We start from the raw sequence: 17,993 nt of genomic DNA on the forward strand, positions 1-17,993 counted from the left end.
CTCCTCGCTCGCAGGCCTCGCTGCGATGCTCACTCCCTGTCGCCTCACGTGACTGCCTCTCCGTCCAGAACTGTCGCCGTCCCCCGCAGGAACGTCGCGACCACCCGGCCGGGGAGTTCCCGGCCGGCATAGGGGCTGTTGCGGCTGCGGCTGGCCAGGGCGGCGGGGTCGACGACCGCGCGCGCGCCCGGGTCCAGCAGCAGCAGGTTGGCCGGCTCACCCACGGCGAGCGGGCGGCCGTGTCCGTCCAGCCGGCCGATGGCCGCCGGCCGCACCGACATGCGGTCGGCGACCCCGCGCCAGTCCAGCCGGCCCGGCTCGACCATCGTCTCGATCACCACCGAGAGCGCCTGCTCCAGGCCGAGCATCCCGGGCCGGGCCTGCGCCCACTCGCTCTCCTTGTCCTCCACCGCGTGCGGCGCGTGGTCGGTGCCGACGGCGTCGATCGTGCCGTCGGCCAGCCCGGCCCGGAGCGCGGCCACGTCGTCGTCGGTCCGCAGCGGCGGGTTGACCTTGAAGACCGGGTCGTAGCTCTCCGCGCACGCGTCGGTGAGCAGCAGGTGGTGCGGGGTGACCTCGGCGGTCACCTGGACGCCGCGACCCTTGGCCCAGCGCAGGATCTCCACCGAGCCGGCAGTGGACACGTGGCAGACGTGCAGCCGGGCGCCGACGTGGCCGGCGAGCAGCACGTCGCGGGCGATGATCGCCTCCTCGGCCGCGGCCGGCCAGCCGGTGAGGCCGAGGCGGGCGGAGCGGTCGCCCTCGTGCATCTGCGCGCCGGTGGTGAGCCGCGGCTCCTCCGCGTGCTGGGCGACCACGCCGTCGAAGGCCTTCACGTACTCCAGCGCCCGGCGCATGAGAGCCGGGTCGGCCACGCAGTGCCCGTCGTCGGAGAACACCCGCACGCGGGCGGCGGAGTCGGCCATCGCGCCGAGCTCGGCCAGCCGCTCGCCCTCGAGGCCGACCGTCACCGCACCCACCGGGACGACGTCGACCAGCCCGGCCTCCTGGCCCAGCCGCCAGACCTGCTCCACCACGCCGGCGGTGTCGGCCACCGGGTCGGTGTTGGCCATCGCGTGCACCGCGGTGAACCCGCCCAGCGCGGCGGCGCGGCTGCCGGTCTCGACGGTCTCGGCGTCCTCCCGCCCGGGCTCCCGCAGGTGGGTGTGCAGGTCGACCAGGCCGGGCAGGGCGATCAGCCCGGCCGCGTCGACGACCTGCGCGCCGGTCGCCGACAGCGACTCGCCGATCGCGGCGATCCGGCCGTCCGTGACCAGGATGTCGGCGGCGGCCTCGCCGTAGGGACGGGCGCCCTTGATCAGGTACGTCACTGGGTGGAGCCTCCGAGCAGCAGGTAGAGCACGGCCATGCGGACGGAGACCCCGTTGCCGACCTGCTCGACGATCGTGGAACGGGCGGAATCGGCCACCTCGGCGGCGATCTCCATCCCGCGGTTCATCGGGCCCGGGTGCATGACGATCGCGTCGTCGGCGAGCGCGGCCACGCGGCGGGCGTCGAGGCCGTAGCGGCGGCTGTACTCGCGGGCGCTGGGGAAGAAGGAGGCGTTCATCCGCTCGGCCTGGACCCGCAGCATCATCACCACGTCGGACTTGGGCAGCACGGTGTCGAGGTCGTAGCTGACCTCGACCGGCCAGCTGCCGATGCCCACCGGCAGGAGGGTCGGGGGCGCGACCACGGTGACCTCCGCGCCCAGGGTGTGCAGCAGCCAGACGTTGGAGCGGGCCACCCGGCTGTGCAGCACGTCGCCGACCACCGCCACCCGGACGCCCTCGAGCCGGCCCAGCCGCTGCCGGATCGTGTAGGCGTCGAGCAGCGCCTGCGTCGGGTGCTCGTGGGTGCCGTCGCCGGCGTTGACCACGCTCCCCCGGACCCAGTTGGCCAACCGGTGCGGGGCGCCGGACGCCGAGTGCCGGACGACGATCGCGTCGGAGCCCATCGCCTCGAGCGTCAGCGCGGTGTCCTTGAGGCTCTCGCCCTTGGAGACGCTGCTGCCCTTGGCGGAGAAGTTGATGACGTCGGCGGACAGCCGCTTGGCCGCGAGCTCGAAGGAGATGCGGGTGCGGGTGGAGTCCTCGTAGAAGAGGTTGACCACCGTCCGCCCGCGCAGCGTGGGCAGCTTCTTGACCTCGCGGCCGGCCAGCGCCTGGTCGATCTGCGCGGCGGTGTCGAGCACCAGCGTGGCGTCGGCGCGGTCGAGGTCGGCGGCCTCCAGCAGGTGCCGCTTCATCAGCTCTCTCCCTCGGTGACCAGGACCTCGTCGACGCCGTCGGTCTCCGAGAGGTGCACCCGCACCTGCTGGCTGCGCGCGGTCGGCACGTTCTTCCCGACGAAGTCCGCACGGATCGGCAGCTCGCGGTGCCCGCGGTCGACCAGGACGGCGAGCTGCACGCTGCGTGGCCGACCGAGGTCGCGGAGCGCGTCCAGCGCGGCCCGGACCGACCGGCCGGAGAAGAGGACGTCGTCGACCAGGACGACCAGCCGGCCGTCGATGCCCGCGTCGGGCAGCACGGTGGGCTCCAGGGCGCGGACTCCGCGCATGCGGAGGTCGTCCCGGTACAGGGTGATGTCGGCGGTGCCGACGTCGACCGGTGTGCCGGTGAAGGCCTCGATCCGGGCGGCGATCCGGCGGGCGAGCGGCGCGCCGCGGGTGGGGATGCCCACGAGGACGAGGTCGGAGAGGCCGGCCGTGCCGTCTCCCCGCCCACCCCCCGGGTCGCTCGTCGCGGCCCGCTCGATGAGCTGGTGGGCCATGCGGTCGATGACGCGACCGACGTCGGCGGCGGTGAGCAGGGTGCCGGCGGAGGACGGGTCGCCGGTCCTCGGCGCCGTTCCGCGGGCAGGCTCGGTGGAGCTGGCCATCAGGCCTCCTTCCCCGCCTCACTGGACGGGTCGTTAAAGGAGTGGTCGGACCGGGGCCGACGGTACTGCACGGCCGGATGTGACCCGCGTCGCGGCGGGGACCCGTCCGGGGCCCGACGTCACCCCGAGGAGTGCCCTGGTGTTGCCGACCTCGCTTGACCAGTACGCTGCGTGACGACAGAACGCCCACGACGACGGACAGTGAGCAGGACGAGATGAGCACCGACTACTCACGGGCCCTCGGTGCCCGGCTCCGCGCCATCCGGAACCAGCAGGGTCTCTCGCTCCAAGGGGTCGAGGACAAGTCGCACGGCCGCTGGAAGGCCGTCGTCGTCGGCTCCTACGAACGCGGCGACCGAGCGGTGACCGTCCAGCGGCTCTCCGAGCTCGCGGTCTTCTACGGCGTGCCGGTCTCCGAGCTCCTGCCCGACCCGCGCCCCAGCTCGGCGGTCACCTCGACGACCAAGATCGTGCTGAACCTCGAGTCGCTGGGCTCGCTGCCCGCCGACGAGGCCGGCCCGCTGGCCCGGTACGCCTCGACCATCCAGGCCCAGCGGCACGACTACAACGGCAAGGTGCTGTCCATCCGCGCCGAGGACCTCAAGTCGCTGGCCATCATCTACGACATGAGCCCCGACGAGCTGACCAGCCGGCTCATCGAGTGGGGCGTCCTCTCCCCCGGCATGGAGGGCATCGTCGGCTCCGGTGGCGACGACGAGGACGACGAGCTCAACCCCAACTGGGAGCGCCGCCGCTCCCCCCGCTGAGCGCAGCGATCGTCAGAGGCCCCGTCCGCCCTCGCGGACGGGGCCTCCGTCGTTCCGGCAGACCTCTCGATCGCACCGAGCGTCCCTCGCCCGCGCGATCGAGAGGCCCCGTCCGACGTCGGACGGGGCCTCTCGATCCTCGGTGCCGGTTCAGCGGGTGGTGAAGGCCCACTCCTCCGGCGCGACGGACAGGCCCGCGAGGTCCTTGACGCCGGCCGTCAGCACCACGGTGTACGTCGTCTTCGCGGTGAGGTCGACGCCGGGGTTGAGGATCACCGTGTTGCTGCTGGCGTAGTAGTTCACCGCCGCGGTGACCTTCGAACCATCCGGCGCCTCGAGCCACACAGTGGAGTCGTCCGGCTTGACGATCGGCTCGCTGAAGACCATGAACACGTTCGACGCGAGGCCGACGTTGGCCGCGTCCGGTGCCGGCGTGCGACTGGTCAGGGTGGGCGCGACGGTGTCGGTCGAGGCCACGCCGACGGTGAACGTCCAGCTCGTCGGTGCGAGCTTGTTGCCGGCCGCGTCCCGGACGCCGTCGGTCAGCACGGCCCGGTACCTGCCCGCGGCGAGGTCGCTGTCGGGATTGACGATCACCGTGTTGCTCGTCGCGTTGTAGTTGACGACGGCGGGCACCTTCGCGCCGTCCGGAGCCTCCAGCCACACCGACGACGAGTCGGGCTTGACGACCGGCTCGCTCATGCCGACGAGCACGTTGGCGCCCTTGGCCACGCCGGACGCGTCGGGCGCGGGCGACTGGCTGGACACCGTCGGCGGCACGGTGTCCCCGGACGCCGTCCCGCTCGTGGTGAACGTCCAGGTCGTGGGCGTCAGCTGGTTGCCGGCCAGGTCCTTCACGCCGTCGGTGAGGACGACCTCGTAGGTGGTGCCGGCGGCGAGGTCGGCGTCCGGGTTGACGATCACCGTGTTGGTCGTTGCGTTGACGTTGACCGCCGCGGGCACCTTCGACCCGTCCGGCGACTCCAGCCAGACCGACGTCGAGTCGGGCTTGGCCACGGCCTCGCTCATGCCGATCAGCACGTTCGCGCCGCGGGCCACGCCGGTCGCACCGGACTCCGGTGTCCGGCTGGCGATGGTGGGCGCGGCGCGGTCGTTGTCGGGACCCTCGCCGCTGGTGACGAAGGACCAGCTGGTCTTCGGCAGCGGATTCCCCGCGGCGTCGGTGACCGTCTCGCTGACGGTGGCGGTGTAGCGGGTGCCGCTCGCCAGGGGGTCGGTGGTGCCCGGGAAGGGGTTGAGGGTGGCCACCCCGGTGGTCCGGTTGTAGGCGACCCCCGCGGTCACGGCGGTCCCGTTGGAGGCGGACAGCGTGAAGGTCGAGTTGCTCAGCCCGGTGACCGGCTCGTCGAAGCCGACGGTGACGTTGCTCAGCCGGCCCACGTCGCGGGTGTCCGGCGCCGGGGTTTGGCTGACCGGCTTGGGCGGCAGCAGGTCCTGGCTGAAGTCCTCGCAGCCGACCGCGGGGCCGGGCACGTCGGCCAGGCCGTCGACGAGCATGGACTCCCGCGGCAGTGGCTCGGTGTGACCGATGCCGATGGCGTGCCCGTCCTCGGTGAGCAGCGCCTGCTTCCGCTGCGCCTCGGTCAGGCCGTCGCTGTTGCGGAAGCCGAGGTAGGGGGCGCGGTACCGCGCGACGAATCCGCCGTCCACGCCCGGGTCGGCCTCGATGACGTCCGGGGTGGCCCGGTACTTGCCGCTCTCGTTGCGGAACTCGCCGGAGTCGAGGGCCGACGGCGGGATGACCGTGCCGTCGAAGCGCTTGGCGACCCCGCGGACGACGATGGAGTCCGCGACGCCGTTCCCGTTCTCGTCCGCCGACTCCGGGGCGCCGGTCCAGCGGATGTCGTCGACGGTGACCTCGTTGCGGGTGGTCCCCGCGTACACCACCACGCGGTCGCCGGGCTTGATGTCGGGCGTGCCGCCGGCCCAGCAGTCCCCGGGCTGCGGCGTCCCGGCCTCGAGGCCGTGGTTGACCTCCAGGCCGACGCCCTCGTCGGTGCTCCAGGCCGGTCCCTGCGCGACGCCGATCACCGCGCCGGCGCGGATGACCTCGACCCGCACGGTCGAGCCGACCGTGCCGTAGCCGAAGACCCCGACGAAGTCGAGGTTGTGGAAGACGGTGATGTTCTTGTTCGGGCCCACGCCGGGACCGGTCAGGGACGCCGACGCCGGGGCGGTGCCGACGAGCGCGGGGGCGAGGAGCGCCACCGTGCTCGCCGCCACCGTCACCCCCCACCGACGGCGACGGACACGGGACTGCTGGAGATGACTCACGCGACGTGCTCCCTCGGGCTCCGGTGACCGGAACCCCCTGCCCCGGCCGGGACCCGACCGGCCCCAGGCCGGCGTCGGGATCCCCACAGCCGAGGCTGTCGGCTCGGCGACCTGCGCGGATCCCCTCGGGCGGGGGCGCGGGGCCCCCCAAACCGGGGCCCCTCCCGGGACGCCCGGCCCGCGGGTGCCCGGCGACTCAGCTGGTGGGCACCTCGGCAGCGAGGATCGCGCCCAGGACGCCGTTGAGGTAGCCCGGGGAGTCGTCGGTCGACAGCGTCTTGGCCAGCTCGACGGCCTCGTCGATGACGACGGCGTCGGGCACGTCGTCGGCCCACAGCAGCTCGAAGACCGCCATCCGCAGGATCGCCCGGTCGACGTCGGGCAGCCGGTCCACCGACCAGCCGGTGGCATGCGCGCCGATCAGCTCGTCGATGCGGGCTGCGTGCTCGGTGGCCCCCTCGACCAGCCGCACGGTGTGGTCGGGCACCGGCGGCGTCGCGTCGGCGATCCGCTCGCGCAGCAGGGTCAGGGGGTCGGCGCCGCGGACGTCGGCCTCGTAGAGGACGTCGACGGCACGCTTACGCGCCTTGGACCGGGCAGCCATGGGGTCTCCCGCCCGCCGGGCAGCTCAGTTCGCCCGGCCGAGGTACCGGCCGTCGCGGGTGTCGACCTTGAGCTTGTCGCCGGTGTTCACGAACAGCGGCACCGCGATCTGCGCACCGGTCTCCAGCGTCGCGGGCTTCGTGCCGCCGGTGGAGCGGTCGCCCTGCAGCCCCGGGTCGGTGTGCTGCACGACGAGCTCGAGGGTCACCGGCAGCTCGACGTAGAGCGGCGTCCCGTCGTGCACGGCGACGGTGGCCTCGGTGTTCTCCAGCAGGTAGTCCGCGCCGGTGCCGAGGGTCTCGGCCGGAACGTGGATCTGCTCGTAGGTGTCGCCGTCCATGAAGACGAAGTCGGTGCCGTCCTTGTACAGGAAGGTCATCGACCGCTTGTCCACGTTCGCCGTCTCGACCTTGACCCCGGCGTTGAAGGTCCGGTCGACCACCTTGCCCGACAGCACGTTCTTCAGCGTCGTCCGCACGAACGCGCCGCCCTTGCCGGGCTTGACGTGCTGGAAGTCGGTGACGGTCCAGAGCTGGCCGTCCAGGTTGAGCACGATGCCGTTCTTGAGGTCGTTGGTGGTAGCCATCTAGAGGACCAGCAGTTCCTTGCTCGTGAGGGTCAACAACTCGGGCGCGTCGTCCGTGACGACCAGCGTGTCCTCGATCCGGACTCCGCCGTGGCCGGGGAGGTACACCCCGGGCTCCACGGTGACGGCCATGCCGGCGGCCAGCGTACCCGCGCCCAGCTGCCCGATGCCCGGCGCCTCGTGGATCTCCAGCCCCACCCCGTGCCCGAGGCCGTGGGTGAAGTGGTCACCGTGCCCGGCTGCCGCGATGACGCCGCGGGCCGCGGCGTCGACACCGACCACGTCCGCGCCGACCGCCAGCGCGGCCCGTCCGGCCGCCTGCGCGGTGGCCACCAGCTCGTACACCTCGCGTTGCCAGGCCGCCACGACCCCACCCGCCCCGCCGAGCACGAGGGTGCGGGTCATGTCGGAGTGGTAGCCGTCGACCGTGGCGCCGAAGTCGAGCTTGAGGAGGTCCCCCTCGCGCAGCACGGTCCCGTCGGGCCGGTGGTGCGGGATCGCGGAGTTGGCGCCGGTCGCCACGATCGTCTCGAAGGACGGCGCCTCGGCGCCCATGGCCAGCATCCGGGCGTCGAGCTCCCGGCCGACCTGCTGCTCCGTGCGGCCCGGGCGCAGTGCCCCCTCCGCGGCCAGCTCGGCCAGTGCGGCGTCGGCGACCGCGCAGGCCCGGCGGAGGGCGTCGACCTCGTCGTCGTCCTTGACCGCGCGCAGCGCCTCCACGGCCCGGCGCACGCTGGTCAGCTCCGGCACCGTGCCGCCGGAGGCGGCGTCGGTCAGGACCGACTCCAGCGCCCGCAGCCCGTCCACGGTGAGGGAGTGGCTCTCGTAGCCGATCCGCCCGGCGCCCGGCCCACCGGACCGGGGACGCACCGCCTCCCGGGCCAGCGCGGCGACGGTGGACCGGTCGACGAGCAGCTCGACGTCGGGCACCTGCACGCCGGCCTGGGTCGTGTAGCGGCCGTCGGTGCCGAACACGTCGGGGCTCCCCGTCCGCAGGAGGAGCGCACCGTTGGAGCCGGTGAAGCCGGTCAGGTAGCGCACGTTGAGCAGGTCGGTGACCAGGACGGCGTCCAGTCCGCGCTCGGCGGCCGTGGCCCGCAGCCGCTCCCGCCGGCCGGCGTGGTTCACCGGAAACCCCGGGCGACCAGCCACTGCACGGCGAGCACGTAGCCCTGCACGCCGAGCCCGGCGATCACGCCGTCGGCGACGCGGGAGACGTAGGAGTGGTGCCGGAACTCCTCACGCCGGTGGATGTTGGTGATGTGCACCTCCACCAGCGGGCCGTTGAGCGCGGCCAGCGCGTCGTGCAGCACGACCGAGGTGTGCGACCACCCGCCCGGGTTGACCACCACGGCGTCCCCGGCGTCGGAGGCGGCGTGCACCCAGCCGAGCAGCTCCGCCTCGCTGTCGGTCTGCCGCACCCGCACCTCGACGCCCAGCTCCCGGCCGGTGGCCTCGAGCAGCTCCACCAGCTCGGCGTAGGTCGTCGTCCCGTACTTCTCGGGCTCGCGCAGGCCGAGCCGGCCCAGGTTGGCACCGTTGAGGACCTGGATGGTCATGCCGCCTCCGATACTGCGGCCCACGCCGCGTCGAGCCAGGCCTGCTCGGGGTCGGTCAGGATGGTGGGGTTGCCCAGGCCATCGAGGACGACGAACCGCAGCGAGGCGCCCCGGGCCTTCTTGTCCACCCGCATGACCCCCTGCAGCCGCTCCCAGTCGCCGGCGTACCGGGTGGGCAGGCCCATCGCCGCCACCAGGTCCCGGTGCCGGTCGACCTCGGCGCGGGTCAGCAGGCCGGCCTGCCCGGCCAGCTCCGCCGCGAAGACCAGCCCGACGGCCACGGCCTCGCCGTGCCGCCAGCCGAAGTCCTCGACCCGCTCGATGGCGTGCGCCAGGGTGTGCCCGTAGTTGAGGAACTCCCGCACGCCGGTGTCGTGCAGGTCCGCCCCCACCGCCTCGGCCTTGACCTGCACCGACCGCTCGATGAGCTCGGCGGTGTCCCGCCGGCCGGTGGGGTCGGCCGCGAGCAGGTCCAGGATCTCGCCGTCGGCGATGAACCCGCACTTGACCACCTCGGCCAGCCCGGACCGGAACTCGTCGTCGGGCAGCCCGGCGAGCACGTCGGTGTCGGCGAGGACGGCGGCCGGCGGGTGGAACGCACCGACGAGGTTCTTGCCGGCGCCGGTGTTGATCCCGGTCTTGCCCCCGACGGCGGCGTCGACCATGCCGAGCAGGCTGGTGGGCAGGTGCACCACCGGCACGCCGCGCACCCAGGTGGCGGCGAGGAAGCCGGCCAGGTCGGTCACCGCTCCCCCGCCGACACCGACGACCGCGTCGGAGCGGGTGAGCCCGAGCCGGCCGAACTCCTCCCAGGCGCCGGCCGCGACCTCGGCGGTCTTGGCGGCCTCGCCGTCGGGCACGACGACGGCCTCCGCGGCCACCCCGGCGGTCTGCAGCGTCTCCACGGCCGCGCCGGCGAGCGCGGCCAGCGGCCGGGCGTGCACCACCGCCGCCCGGGCGGTCCCGGCGAGGACGAGGGCCAGCTCGGCGTGCGCCCCCGCCCCGATGACGACCTCGTAGGGCCGGTGGCCGGCGACGGTCACCCGCCTCACGGGGCCGCCGTCCGGCTGGGGACGGCGGCGAGGACCTCGGCCACCACGTCGGCGGGCGTGCGGTTGCCGGTGTGCACGGTGAGCGTGGCGACCTCGGCGTACAGGGGGGCGCGCTGCTCCAGCATCTGCCGCAGCATCGCCCGGGGGTTGATCCCGAGGATCGGGCGGTCCCGCGAGAGGCCGACGCGCTTGGCGGCCGTGGGCAGGTCGACGTCGAGCCAGACGACCAGGACACCCGCCCGGCCCTGCGCCGCCAGCAGCTCGCGGGTGGCGGGGCTGAGCACCGCGCCGCCGCCGAGGGCGAGGACGCCGTCGTGCTCGGCGAGCGCCCGTGCCACCGCCTGTTCCTCGAGCGCCCGGAAGTGCGGCTCCCCGTGCTGGACGAAGAGGTCGGCGACGGTCGTGCCCGCCTCGGCCTCGACGTCGTGGTCGGTGTCGCGGAACGTCGTCCGGAGGGCCGCGGCCAGCGCCGTCCCGACGGTGGTCTTGCCCGACGAGGGGGGCCCGACCAGGACGGCCAGGGGTCGGCGGCCGCTCATCGCAGCGGCAGCGCGTCGAGGTAGGCCGCCGCGTTGCGCCTGGTCTCGGCCACCGAGTCGCCGCCGAACTTCTCCAGCGCCGCGTCGGCGAGCACGAGGGCGACCATCGCCTCCATGACGACGGCCCCGCGGGGCACCGCGCAGGCGTCGCTGCGCTGGTTGATCGCGACCGCCGCCTCGCCGGTGGCCACGTCGACGGTGGCCAGCGCCCGCGGCACCGTGGAGATCGGCTTCATCGCCGCGCGCACCCGCAGCACGTCGCCGTTGGTCATCCCGCCCTCGATGCCCCCGGCGCGGTCGGTGAGCCGCTGCACCCGCCCCTCGGCGAGCACGATCTCGTCGTGGGCGACCGAGCCGCGGCGCCGGGCGGTCTCCAGGCCGTCGCCGACCTCCACCGCCTTGACCGACTGGACACCCATGAGCGCGCCGGCCAGCCGGGAGTCCAGCCGGCGGTCCCAGTGCACGTGGCTGCCCAGGCCCGGCGGCAGCCCGTGCACGACGACCTCGATCACGCCGCCCAGGGTGTCGCCGTTCTTCCGCGCGTCGTCGACCTCGGCGACCATGAGCTCGCTGGTCGCCGGATCGGCGCAGCGGACCGGGTCCTCGTCGATCCGCGGGTTGTCCTGCGGGCCCGGCACCAGCCCCTCGGGCGCGACGACCGGGCCGATCGCCACCACGTGGCTGACCACCTCGGCGCCGAGGGCCTGGCGCAGGAACGCCCGCGCGACCGCGCCGAGGGCGACGCGGGCCGCCGTCTCGCGGGCGCTGGCGCGCTCGAGCACCGGCCGCGCGTCGTCGAAGCCGTACTTCTGCATGCCGGGGAGGTCGGCGTGGCCGGGCCGCGGCCGGGTCAGCGGGGCGTTCCGGGCCTGACCGGCGAGCTCTTCGGCGTCGACCGGGTCCGCGGACATGACCGTCGTCCACTTGGGCCACTCGGTGTTGCCGATCTGGACGGCGATCGGCCCGCCCTGGGTCAGCCCGTGGCGGACGCCGCCGGTCAGGGTGACGGCGTCCTGCTCGAAGGACATCCGCGCGCCCCGGCCGTGGCCGAGCCGGCGCCGGGCGAGGTCGACGTCGAGATCGGAGGTCTGCACCCGGACACCGGCCGGGAGGCCCTCGAGGATGGCGGTGAGCTGCTGGCCGTGCGACTCACCGGCGGTCAGCCAGCGCAACATGCCACGGAGTCTAGGAGGACCCCCTGCCCCCCATCCCTCGCAGGCTCGGAGCGGCGCCCGGCAGGGGGCCCTCCGGGGGCACCCTCAGGGCGGCGGCAGCGGACCCGCCAGGGCCAGCGCCAGCACCGCGCCGGCGAGCAGCGGCGGGCCGAACGGCAGGGCGGTGCGCCAGCCCGCGCGCCGGGCGGCGACCAGGGACAGCGAGGCGGCGGCGCCGACGAGCAGCCCGAGGAACACCCCGGCCAGCAGCGCACCCCAGCCGACCCACCCCAGCAGCAGGCCGAGCAGCCCCAGCAGCTTGACGTCGCCGTAGCCCAGCCCCTCGGGTGAGGCCAGCGCCGCCAGGGCGGCGACGCCGTAGGCCGCGGCCGCGGCCAGCACCCCGCGCAGCAGCGCCGGCCAGCTGCCGAGGACGGCCGCGTCGGCCAGCAGCGCCACGGCGGTCGCCGCGTACGCCGGGAAGGTCACGCGGTCGGGCAGCCGGTGGACGGCGAGGTCGACCGCGCCCAGGACCACGGCCGCGGCGAGCGCCCACGCGAAGGCCACCGTGGCCGGCCGGAGCCCGCCGAGCAGCAGCGCACCGGCGAACCCGGCCGCCAGCAGCCCGCCGACGGCGACCGTGCGGGTCGCGCCCGCCGCGGCGGAGTCGTCGCGGGTGGCCAGCCGGACCGTGACCCGGGCCAGCCACGGCGCCAGCAGCAGCGCCGGCAGGGCGGCCCCGACCAGGACGGCGACCGGCGGCAGGTCGTCGGCGCTCACCGGGTCAGCGGACGTCCAGGGCGGCACGCATGGCGGTCAGCGGCGCCGGTCGGCCGGTCATGAGCTCGACCTGGGCGGTGGCCTGCCAGAAGAGCACCTCCAGGCCGCTGACCACGGTGCCGCCCGCCGCGGTGACCCGCTGGGCGAGCGGCGTCGGCCACGGGTCGTAGAGGACGTCGAGCACCGTCTGGCCGGCCCGCCAGTCCAGGGCCGCGACCGTCGGCTGGCCGTCCACCGGCACCGTGCTGACCACCACCGGCGCATCGACGGTGGCGATGCCCAGCGGGACGACGGTCGTGGGCACCGCGAGGGTGTCCAGGACCCGCAGCAGGTCGCCGGCCCGGGCCGGCTCCCGGACGACGACGTCGACGTGCTCCGCGTCCAGGGAGGCGAGGGCCACCGCCGCCGCCACCGCCGTCCCCCCGCCGCCGAGGATGGCCGCCCGGCCCACCCGCTCGACGCCGGCCAGTTGCAGGGCCATGCCGATGCCGGTCACGTCGGTGTTCTCCGCCCGCCAGCCGGCATCGGTGCGGACCAGCGTGTTCGCCGCGTGCAGCAGCCGGGGCAGCGGCTCGACGACGTCGGCGGCGTCCACGGCGGCTCGCTTGCAGGGCATGGTGACCGAGAAGCCGCGCCACTCCTCGCCCAGCCCGGCCAGCAGCACCGGCAGGTCCTCGGCCCCGATGTCGAGGGCGTCGTAGGTCCAGTCGGTCAGCCCGAGCGCGGCGTAGGCCGCCCGGTGCAGCAGCGGCGACAGCGAGTGACCCACCGGCCGGCCGAGGACGGCGGCCCGCCTCGGACCCGGTGCCGCCGTCCCGGCCGCCGTCCCGTCTGGGGCCGGCTCAGCCACCGCAGCCGAGGCCGGCGGCGGCGCAGCGCTCGCGGGCCGCCATGAACTCCGCGTAGTCGGCGGTGAAGAAGTGCCGGCCGTCCTCGGACTCCAGGACGTAGTACAGGAGCGGACCGGCCGTCGGCGCCAGCGCCGCCTCGAGGCTGGCCTCACCCGGGGAGCTGATGGCCGTCGGCGGCAGGCCGGTGCGGATCCGGGTGTTGTACGGCCCGTCGGTGGCGAGGTCGGAGACGGTGAGCTCGTTGCCGTTCTTGTCCAGGCCGTAGGCGAGGGTGGCGTCGATGCCGAGCGCGATGCCCTGGTTGAGCCGGTTGTAGACGACCTGGGCGACGTCGGCCCGCTCCTCGTCCAGCCGGGTCTCGGACTGGACCATGGAGGCGACCGTCACGACGTCGTGCACCGACCGGCCCGCCGCCGCGGCCCGCTGCTCCAGCTGGATGCGCTCGGCGGTGGCGGTGAACTGGCCGATCATCGCCCGCAGCATGTCGGCCGGGGCGTCGTCGGGCGTGAAGTCGTAGGTCGCCGGGAAGAGGAAGCCCTCCAGCTGGCCGTTCGCGTACGCCGGCAGCCCGAGGGCGGCGGGGTCGGCCGCGGCCGCGGCGATCTCCTCGACGGGGGTGTCGGTGCCCTCGGCGAGCCGGGCGAAGATGTCGTCGAGGGTGAAGCCCTCGGGGATCGTGACCCGGGAGAACAGCCGGGTGGCGGGGTCCAGCAGCAGCTGGAGCGCGGACTGGCCGCTCATCTCCGAGCGCATGGCGTACACCCCGGGCTGGATGCCGGTGGCCGCGGGCTCCACCTCGGCGGCGTCGACGAACGGGCCGACGGAGGCGATCACGCCGGTGTCGACGAGGGTCCGCGCGATGTCGCTGAGGGTGTCCCCCACCTTGATCCGCACCTCGACGCTGCCCGAGCCCTGGCCGGCGAAGTCCTGGCTGGGCGGGTTCACGATGTCGATCAGCGCCTTGCCGCCGAAGACGATGCCGGCGACGAGGCCGGCCAGCACGACCAGCGACAGGACGACGGCCACCGGGCTGCGCCGGCGCCGCGGCCGGCGCGGCTCGTCGTGGCCCGGCTCGTCGTGGCCCCGGTCGTCGCGGGCGGCGCGCCGCCGGGACCGGCGGGGCTCGTCCGCACCGGCGGCGCCCAGGACCTCGAGGCCGCCGGTGGCGTCGTGGTCGTCGTCCCAGTGCGCGTCGGGAGCCTGCTGGGCGGCGGTGTCGTCGTCGTACCGGGCAGCCGGGACGCCGGGCACCGCGGTGACGGGGTGGGCCACGGTCTGGTCGTCGTCGGGGTGCACGTCGCCGCGGCGCTGCAACCGCGACCAGGTGCCGGCCGGGCGCGGCGGCAGACCGGGCAGCGGAGCGGAGGGGTGGCTGCTCCCGTCGGAGCCCGAGGGCCCCGCCGAGGCGCGGGGGACCGGGTGCTGCGTCACGGCGCTCCAGGCGGTCGTGGGCAGGCCACCGGCGGCGTCCGTGGAGTGCCGACCCCGCCGCTGCGGCGGGGTCGGACCGGTCACGCTCGCTCCCGCTGCGCGTCCAGGTACGCCTGGAGTATGACCACGGCCGCTGCCTGGTCGATGATCGGGCGCTGCTGACGGCTGTCCAGACCGTTCGCCCGGAGGGAACTGGCTGCGGTCACGGTGGAGAGCCTTTCGTCGACGAGGTGCACGGGCACGGACCCGATGCGCCCGGCCAGGGCCCGAGAGTAGGCACGCGCCTCCCGCGCCGAGGCGCCCGACGCACCCGAGAGGTGCCTCGGCTCCCCCACGATCACCTCTGTCACCTCGTGTTCCACCACGAGCGCCGCGATCCGGTCCAGATCGGACTCGTCCCGGGCCCGCTGGACGGTCTCCAGGGGGCTGGCGAGGATGCCGCCCGGGTCCGACAGCGCCACCCCGACGCGCACGCTGCCGACGTCGATGCCCAGCCGTCGACCCTGCCGGGGCCGGCGCGGCGGGATCGGCAGGCCTCCGGGCAGCCCACCGGACAGGTCGAGCTGCGCCGTCTCGTGCCGCACCGGGGGGAAGCCCGCGGACAGGTCGATCTCGGTCGTCTCGTGCTGGACCGGCCGCGGCGGGGGGCTGCCCGGGCCGGTCCGCGGCCGGGACGGGGGCACCGCCGGGCGGCTCACCGGACGACGGCCCACCGGACCGGTCTCGTCGGGGCGCTGATCAGGCACCTCGCTCACCTCCCTGCGGCGGTCTGGACCGCCTGTTCGCCGGCGTGCAGGGCCGCAGGGATGCCGGCGGGGTCGGTCCCGCCCCCCTGGGCGACGTCGGGCTTCCCACCGCCCCGGCCACCGACCGGGGTCGCCGCCGCGCGGAGCACGTCGTTGGCCGACAGGCCGCGGTCCTGTGCGGCCGGGTTGAGGGCCGCCACCAGAGCCACCTTGCCCCCGGACTCCGACGCGAGCAAGACGACGGCCGGACGGTCGGCGGGCAGCCGGCCCCGGACGTCGAGCGCCAGCGTGCGCAGGTCCCCGCCGCCGAGTCCGGCCGGTGCACCGGTGACCACGGCGACACCCGCGACGTCCCTGGCCCCGGCGGCCAGCGAACCGGCCGCGGCCAGGGTCTGCTGGCCGCGCAGCTCGGCGAGTTCCTTGTCCACGTCGCGCAGCCGCGCCAGCATCCCGCTGATCCGCTCGGCGAGCCCGTCGGTCGGGGTCTTGAGCAGGTCCCCGAGCTGGCGGACGAGGTCGCGCTCGCGGGCGAGGTAGCGGAAGCCCTCGAGGCCGACGACCGCCTCGACGCGGCGCGAGCCCGAGCCGACCGAGGACTCCCCGGTCAGGGCGAGCGTGCCGATCTGCGAGCTGCCCCGCACGTGGGTGCCACCGCAGAGCTCGCGCGACCAGGGGCCGCCGATCTCCACGACCCGCACCTGCTCGCCGTAGGTCTCGCCGAACAGCGCCAGCGCGCCGAGGGCCCGGGCCTCGGGCAGCGTCATGTAGGAGGCGGTCACCGTGTGGTCGGCGCGGACGGCGGCGTTGGCGACGTCCTCGATGTCGTGCCGCTGCTGGCCGGTGAGCGCGCCCTGCCAGGCGAAGTCCAGCCGCAGGTAGCCGGGCCGGTTGTAGGACCCCGACTGCAGCGCCTGCGGGCCGAGCACCTGGCGCAGCGCGGCGTGCACCACGTGCGTGCCCGAGTGCGCCTGGCAGGCCGACAGCCGCCACTCGCGGTCGACCTCGGCGACCAGCTCGGCGCCCTGGGTGAGCTCACCCTCGAGCACCCGCACCTGGTGGGCGACCAGGCCCTTGACCGGCCGCTGGACGTCGAGGACTTCCGCGCGGCCACCGTCCCAGGTGAGCAGCCCCGCGTCGGCGACCTGACCACCGGACTCCGCGTAGAACGGCGTCCGGTCGAGCACCACCCGGGTGATCTCGCCGGGTCCGGCCGGCGCGCCGCCGTCCCCGTCCTCGTCGGCGAGCTCGGACACCAGCCCCAGGACGCGCGAGTCGGTGCGCAGGGTGTCGTAGGCCCGCCAGTCGGTGGGGCCGTGGTCGGCCAGCAGCCGGCGGTAGGCCAGGACGTCGACCGAGCCGGTCTTCTTGGCGCGGGCGTCGGCGCGGGCCCGGTCGCGCTGCTGCTGCATGAGGGCCCGGAAGCCCTCCTCGTCGACGGTGACGCCCTGCTCGGCGGCCATCTCGAGGGTGACGTCGATCGGGAAGCCGTAGGTGTCGTGCAGGGAGAACGCCTGCTCGCCCGACAGCGCCGGCGTCCCGGCCTGCTTGGCGGCGGCGACGGCGGTGTCGAACAGCGTCGTCCCCGAGGTGAGGGTGCGGCGGAACGCCTCCTCCTCGGCGTAGGCGACGCTGGAGATGCGGGCGAAGTCGGTGGCCAGCTCGGGGTAGCTGGCACTCATCGCGTCCCGGGACACCGGCAGCAGTGCGGGCAGCGTGGCCTCGTCGACGCCGAGCAGCTTCATCGACCGGACGGCGCGGCGCAGCAGCCGGCGCAGGATGTACCCGCGGCCCTCGTTGCCCGGCGTCACGCCGTCCCCGATCAGCATCAGCCCACTGCGCACGTGGTCGGCCACGACCCGCAGCCGGACGTCGGCCTCGTGATCGCGGCCGTAGCGCACCCCGGCGATCTCGGCGGCCCGGTGCAGCACCGGGGCGACCTCGTCGATCTCGTAGAGGTTGTCGACGCCCTGCAGCAGGTAGGCGACCCGCTCCAGGCCCATGCCGGTGTCGATGTTCTTCTTCGGCAGCTCGCCGACGATCTGGAACTCCTCCTTGCTCCGTACGTCGGTGAGCTCGTACTGCATGAAGACGAGGTTCCAGATCTCCAGGAACCGGTCACCGGCCGTGTCGACCAGCGGGCCGCCGTCCGGGCCGAACTGCGGGCCCCGGTCGAAGTAGATCTCGCTGCACGGGCCGCCCGGGCCGGGCTGCCCCGTGTGCCAGTAGTTGTCCTTCTTGCCCAGCCGCTGGATCCGCTCGACCGGCAGGCCCGCGATCCGGTGCCAGGCCTCGGCGGCCTCGTCGTCGTCCAGGTAGACGGTGACCCAGATCCGATCCGGGTCGAAGCCGAGCCCGCCGGCGTCGACCGGCCCGGTGACCAGCTCCCAGGCGTGCGCGATCGCCCCCTCCTTGAAGTAGTCACCGAAGGAGAAGTTGCCGTTCATCTGGAAGAACGTGCCGTGGCGGGTGGTCTTGCCCACCTCCTCGATGTCGAGGGTGCGCACGCACTTCTGCACGCTGGTGGCCCGCGGGTAGGGCGCGGGCTCGCGGCCGGTCAGGTACGGGATGAACGGCACCATGCCGGCGACGGTGAACAGCAGCGACGGGTCGGGGGAGACCAGCGAGGCGCTGGGCACGACGGTGTGGCCGCGGGAGGCGAAGTGCTCCAGGAAGCGGCGGCGGATCTCGGCGGTCTGCATGGTCCTACTCGGGGGTCTGGAGGAGGGCGGAGCGGCGTCCTCCGGCGGGTG

The 17,993-nt window shown here is 74.7% G+C and carries 17 protein-coding genes; 1 reads left to right on the forward strand and 16 read right to left on the reverse strand.

Translation table 11 applies throughout. The features are described 5' to 3' along the window. Positions 1 to 44: 44 nt before the first annotated feature. From GCU56_RS10975 to pyrR, 3 genes are read right to left on the reverse strand one after another with little or no spacing between them, the layout of a single operon-like run. The gene (locus GCU56_RS10975; RefSeq protein ID WP_163481765.1) at positions 45 to 1,331 is read right to left on the reverse strand and encodes a dihydroorotase; all 1,287 of its coding nucleotides are present in this window, start codon (positions 1,329 to 1,331) and stop codon (positions 45 to 47) included. Beyond that, positions 1,328 to 2,248: an aspartate carbamoyltransferase catalytic subunit gene (locus GCU56_RS10980; RefSeq protein ID WP_163481766.1), complete on the reverse strand. Its 921-nt coding sequence runs from the start codon at positions 2,246 to 2,248 to the stop codon at positions 1,328 to 1,330. The genes GCU56_RS10975 and GCU56_RS10980 overlap by 4 nt, the downstream gene beginning before the upstream one ends. Next, positions 2,248 to 2,880: a bifunctional pyr operon transcriptional regulator/uracil phosphoribosyltransferase PyrR gene (gene pyrR, locus GCU56_RS10985; RefSeq protein WP_163481767.1), complete on the reverse strand. Its 633-nt coding sequence runs from the start codon at positions 2,878 to 2,880 to the stop codon at positions 2,248 to 2,250. Before pyrR ends, GCU56_RS10980 begins: the two co-directional genes overlap by 1 nt. 215 nt (positions 2,881 to 3,095) lie before the next feature. Between pyrR and bldD the strand changes: the two genes are divergently transcribed. Beyond that, entirely contained in the window at positions 3,096 to 3,647 is a 552-nt protein-coding gene (bldD, locus tag GCU56_RS10990) for a transcriptional regulator BldD (RefSeq protein WP_163481768.1), read from the forward strand. A gap of 150 nt (positions 3,648 to 3,797) precedes the next feature. Here the strand turns inward: bldD and GCU56_RS10995 are convergent, their stop codons facing one another. From GCU56_RS10995 to alaS, 13 genes are all read right to left on the reverse strand, one after another. Next, positions 3,798 to 5,891 carry an Ig-like domain-containing protein gene (locus GCU56_RS10995; protein ID WP_163481769.1) on the reverse strand — a complete coding sequence of 698 codons (2,094 nt, stop codon included), beginning with the start codon at positions 5,889 to 5,891 and terminating at the stop codon, positions 3,798 to 3,800. 247 nt (positions 5,892 to 6,138) lie between these two features. Continuing rightward, a complete protein-coding gene (gene nusB, locus GCU56_RS11000) occupies positions 6,139 to 6,546 on the reverse strand; it encodes a transcription antitermination factor NusB (protein WP_163481770.1) in 408 nt (135 codons plus the stop codon). A gap of 24 nt (positions 6,547 to 6,570) precedes the next feature. Continuing rightward, positions 6,571 to 7,131, reverse strand: coding sequence for an elongation factor P (gene efp / locus GCU56_RS11005; protein ID WP_163481771.1), 561 nt, complete (start codon positions 7,129 to 7,131; stop codon positions 6,571 to 6,573). Beyond that, a complete protein-coding gene (locus tag GCU56_RS11010) occupies positions 7,132 to 8,259 on the reverse strand; it encodes a M24 family metallopeptidase (RefSeq protein ID WP_163481772.1) in 1,128 nt (375 codons plus the stop codon). Beyond that, positions 8,256 to 8,690 carry a type II 3-dehydroquinate dehydratase gene (gene aroQ / locus GCU56_RS11015; protein WP_163481773.1) on the reverse strand — a complete coding sequence of 145 codons (435 nt, stop codon included), beginning with the start codon at positions 8,688 to 8,690 and terminating at the stop codon, positions 8,256 to 8,258. Before aroQ ends, GCU56_RS11010 begins: the two co-directional genes overlap by 4 nt. Next, entirely contained in the window at positions 8,687 to 9,733 is a 1,047-nt protein-coding gene (gene aroB / locus GCU56_RS11020) for a 3-dehydroquinate synthase (protein ID WP_345771779.1), read from the reverse strand. Before aroB ends, aroQ begins: the two co-directional genes overlap by 4 nt. A 5-nt stretch (positions 9,734 to 9,738) precedes the next feature. Continuing rightward, positions 9,739 to 10,281: a shikimate kinase gene (locus GCU56_RS11025; RefSeq protein ID WP_163481775.1), complete on the reverse strand. Its 543-nt coding sequence runs from the start codon at positions 10,279 to 10,281 to the stop codon at positions 9,739 to 9,741. Next, positions 10,278 to 11,456, reverse strand: coding sequence for a chorismate synthase (aroC, locus tag GCU56_RS11030; RefSeq protein WP_163481776.1), 1,179 nt, complete (start codon positions 11,454 to 11,456; stop codon positions 10,278 to 10,280). The genes GCU56_RS11025 and aroC overlap by 4 nt, the downstream gene beginning before the upstream one ends. Before the next feature lie 84 nt (positions 11,457 to 11,540). Beyond that, positions 11,541 to 12,215 carry a prepilin peptidase gene (locus GCU56_RS11035; protein ID WP_163481777.1) on the reverse strand — a complete coding sequence of 225 codons (675 nt, stop codon included), beginning with the start codon at positions 12,213 to 12,215 and terminating at the stop codon, positions 11,541 to 11,543. Positions 12,216 to 12,219: 4 nt separating this feature from the next. Further along, a complete protein-coding gene (locus tag GCU56_RS11040; RefSeq protein WP_163481778.1) occupies positions 12,220 to 13,065 on the reverse strand; it encodes a shikimate dehydrogenase in 846 nt (281 codons plus the stop codon). Beyond that, positions 13,058 to 14,581 (reverse strand): endolytic transglycosylase MltG, encoded by a 1,524-nt coding sequence (gene mltG, locus GCU56_RS11045; protein WP_163481779.1) that lies wholly within the window; start codon positions 14,579 to 14,581, stop codon positions 13,058 to 13,060. The genes GCU56_RS11040 and mltG overlap by 8 nt, the downstream gene beginning before the upstream one ends. Then, positions 14,578 to 15,243: a Holliday junction resolvase RuvX gene (gene ruvX, locus GCU56_RS25170; protein WP_345771780.1), complete on the reverse strand. Its 666-nt coding sequence runs from the start codon at positions 15,241 to 15,243 to the stop codon at positions 14,578 to 14,580. The genes mltG and ruvX overlap by 4 nt, the downstream gene beginning before the upstream one ends. Before the next feature lie 5 nt (positions 15,244 to 15,248). After that, complete coding sequence (alaS, locus tag GCU56_RS11055) at positions 15,249 to 17,942, reverse strand: alanine--tRNA ligase (RefSeq protein ID WP_163481780.1); 2,694 nt, start codon at positions 17,940 to 17,942, stop codon at positions 15,249 to 15,251. Positions 17,943 to 17,993 lie beyond the last annotated feature (51 nt).

Source organism: Geodermatophilus sabuli (assembly GCF_010686765.1).
In the GTDB taxonomy this organism is placed as follows: domain Bacteria; phylum Actinomycetota; class Actinomycetes; order Mycobacteriales; family Geodermatophilaceae; genus Geodermatophilus; species Geodermatophilus sabuli_A.

Bases quoted from the DNA above. Each gene is read 5' to 3' on its own strand.
- aroQ (WP_163481773.1), bottom strand. From the start codon at position 8,690: ATGACCATCCAGGTCCTCAACGGTGCCAACCTGGGCCGGCTCGGCCTG.
- efp (WP_163481771.1), bottom strand. From the start codon at position 7,131: ATGGCTACCACCAACGACCTCAAGAACGGCATCGTGCTCAACCTGGAC.
- alaS (WP_163481780.1), bottom strand. From the start codon at position 17,942: ATGCAGACCGCCGAGATCCGCCGCCGCTTCCTGGAGCACTTCGCCTCC.
- bldD (WP_163481768.1), top strand. From the start codon at position 3,096: ATGAGCACCGACTACTCACGGGCCCTCGGTGCCCGGCTCCGCGCCATC.
- nusB (WP_163481770.1), bottom strand. From the start codon at position 6,546: ATGGCTGCCCGGTCCAAGGCGCGTAAGCGTGCCGTCGACGTCCTCTAC.
- aroC (WP_163481776.1), bottom strand. From the start codon at position 11,456: ATGTTGCGCTGGCTGACCGCCGGTGAGTCGCACGGCCAGCAGCTCACC.
- pyrR (WP_163481767.1), bottom strand. From the start codon at position 2,880: ATGGCCAGCTCCACCGAGCCTGCCCGCGGAACGGCGCCGAGGACCGGC.
- GCU56_RS11025 (WP_163481775.1), bottom strand. From the start codon at position 10,281: ATGAGCGGCCGCCGACCCCTGGCCGTCCTGGTCGGGCCCCCCTCGTCG.
- GCU56_RS10980 (WP_163481766.1), bottom strand. From the start codon at position 2,248: ATGAAGCGGCACCTGCTGGAGGCCGCCGACCTCGACCGCGCCGACGCC.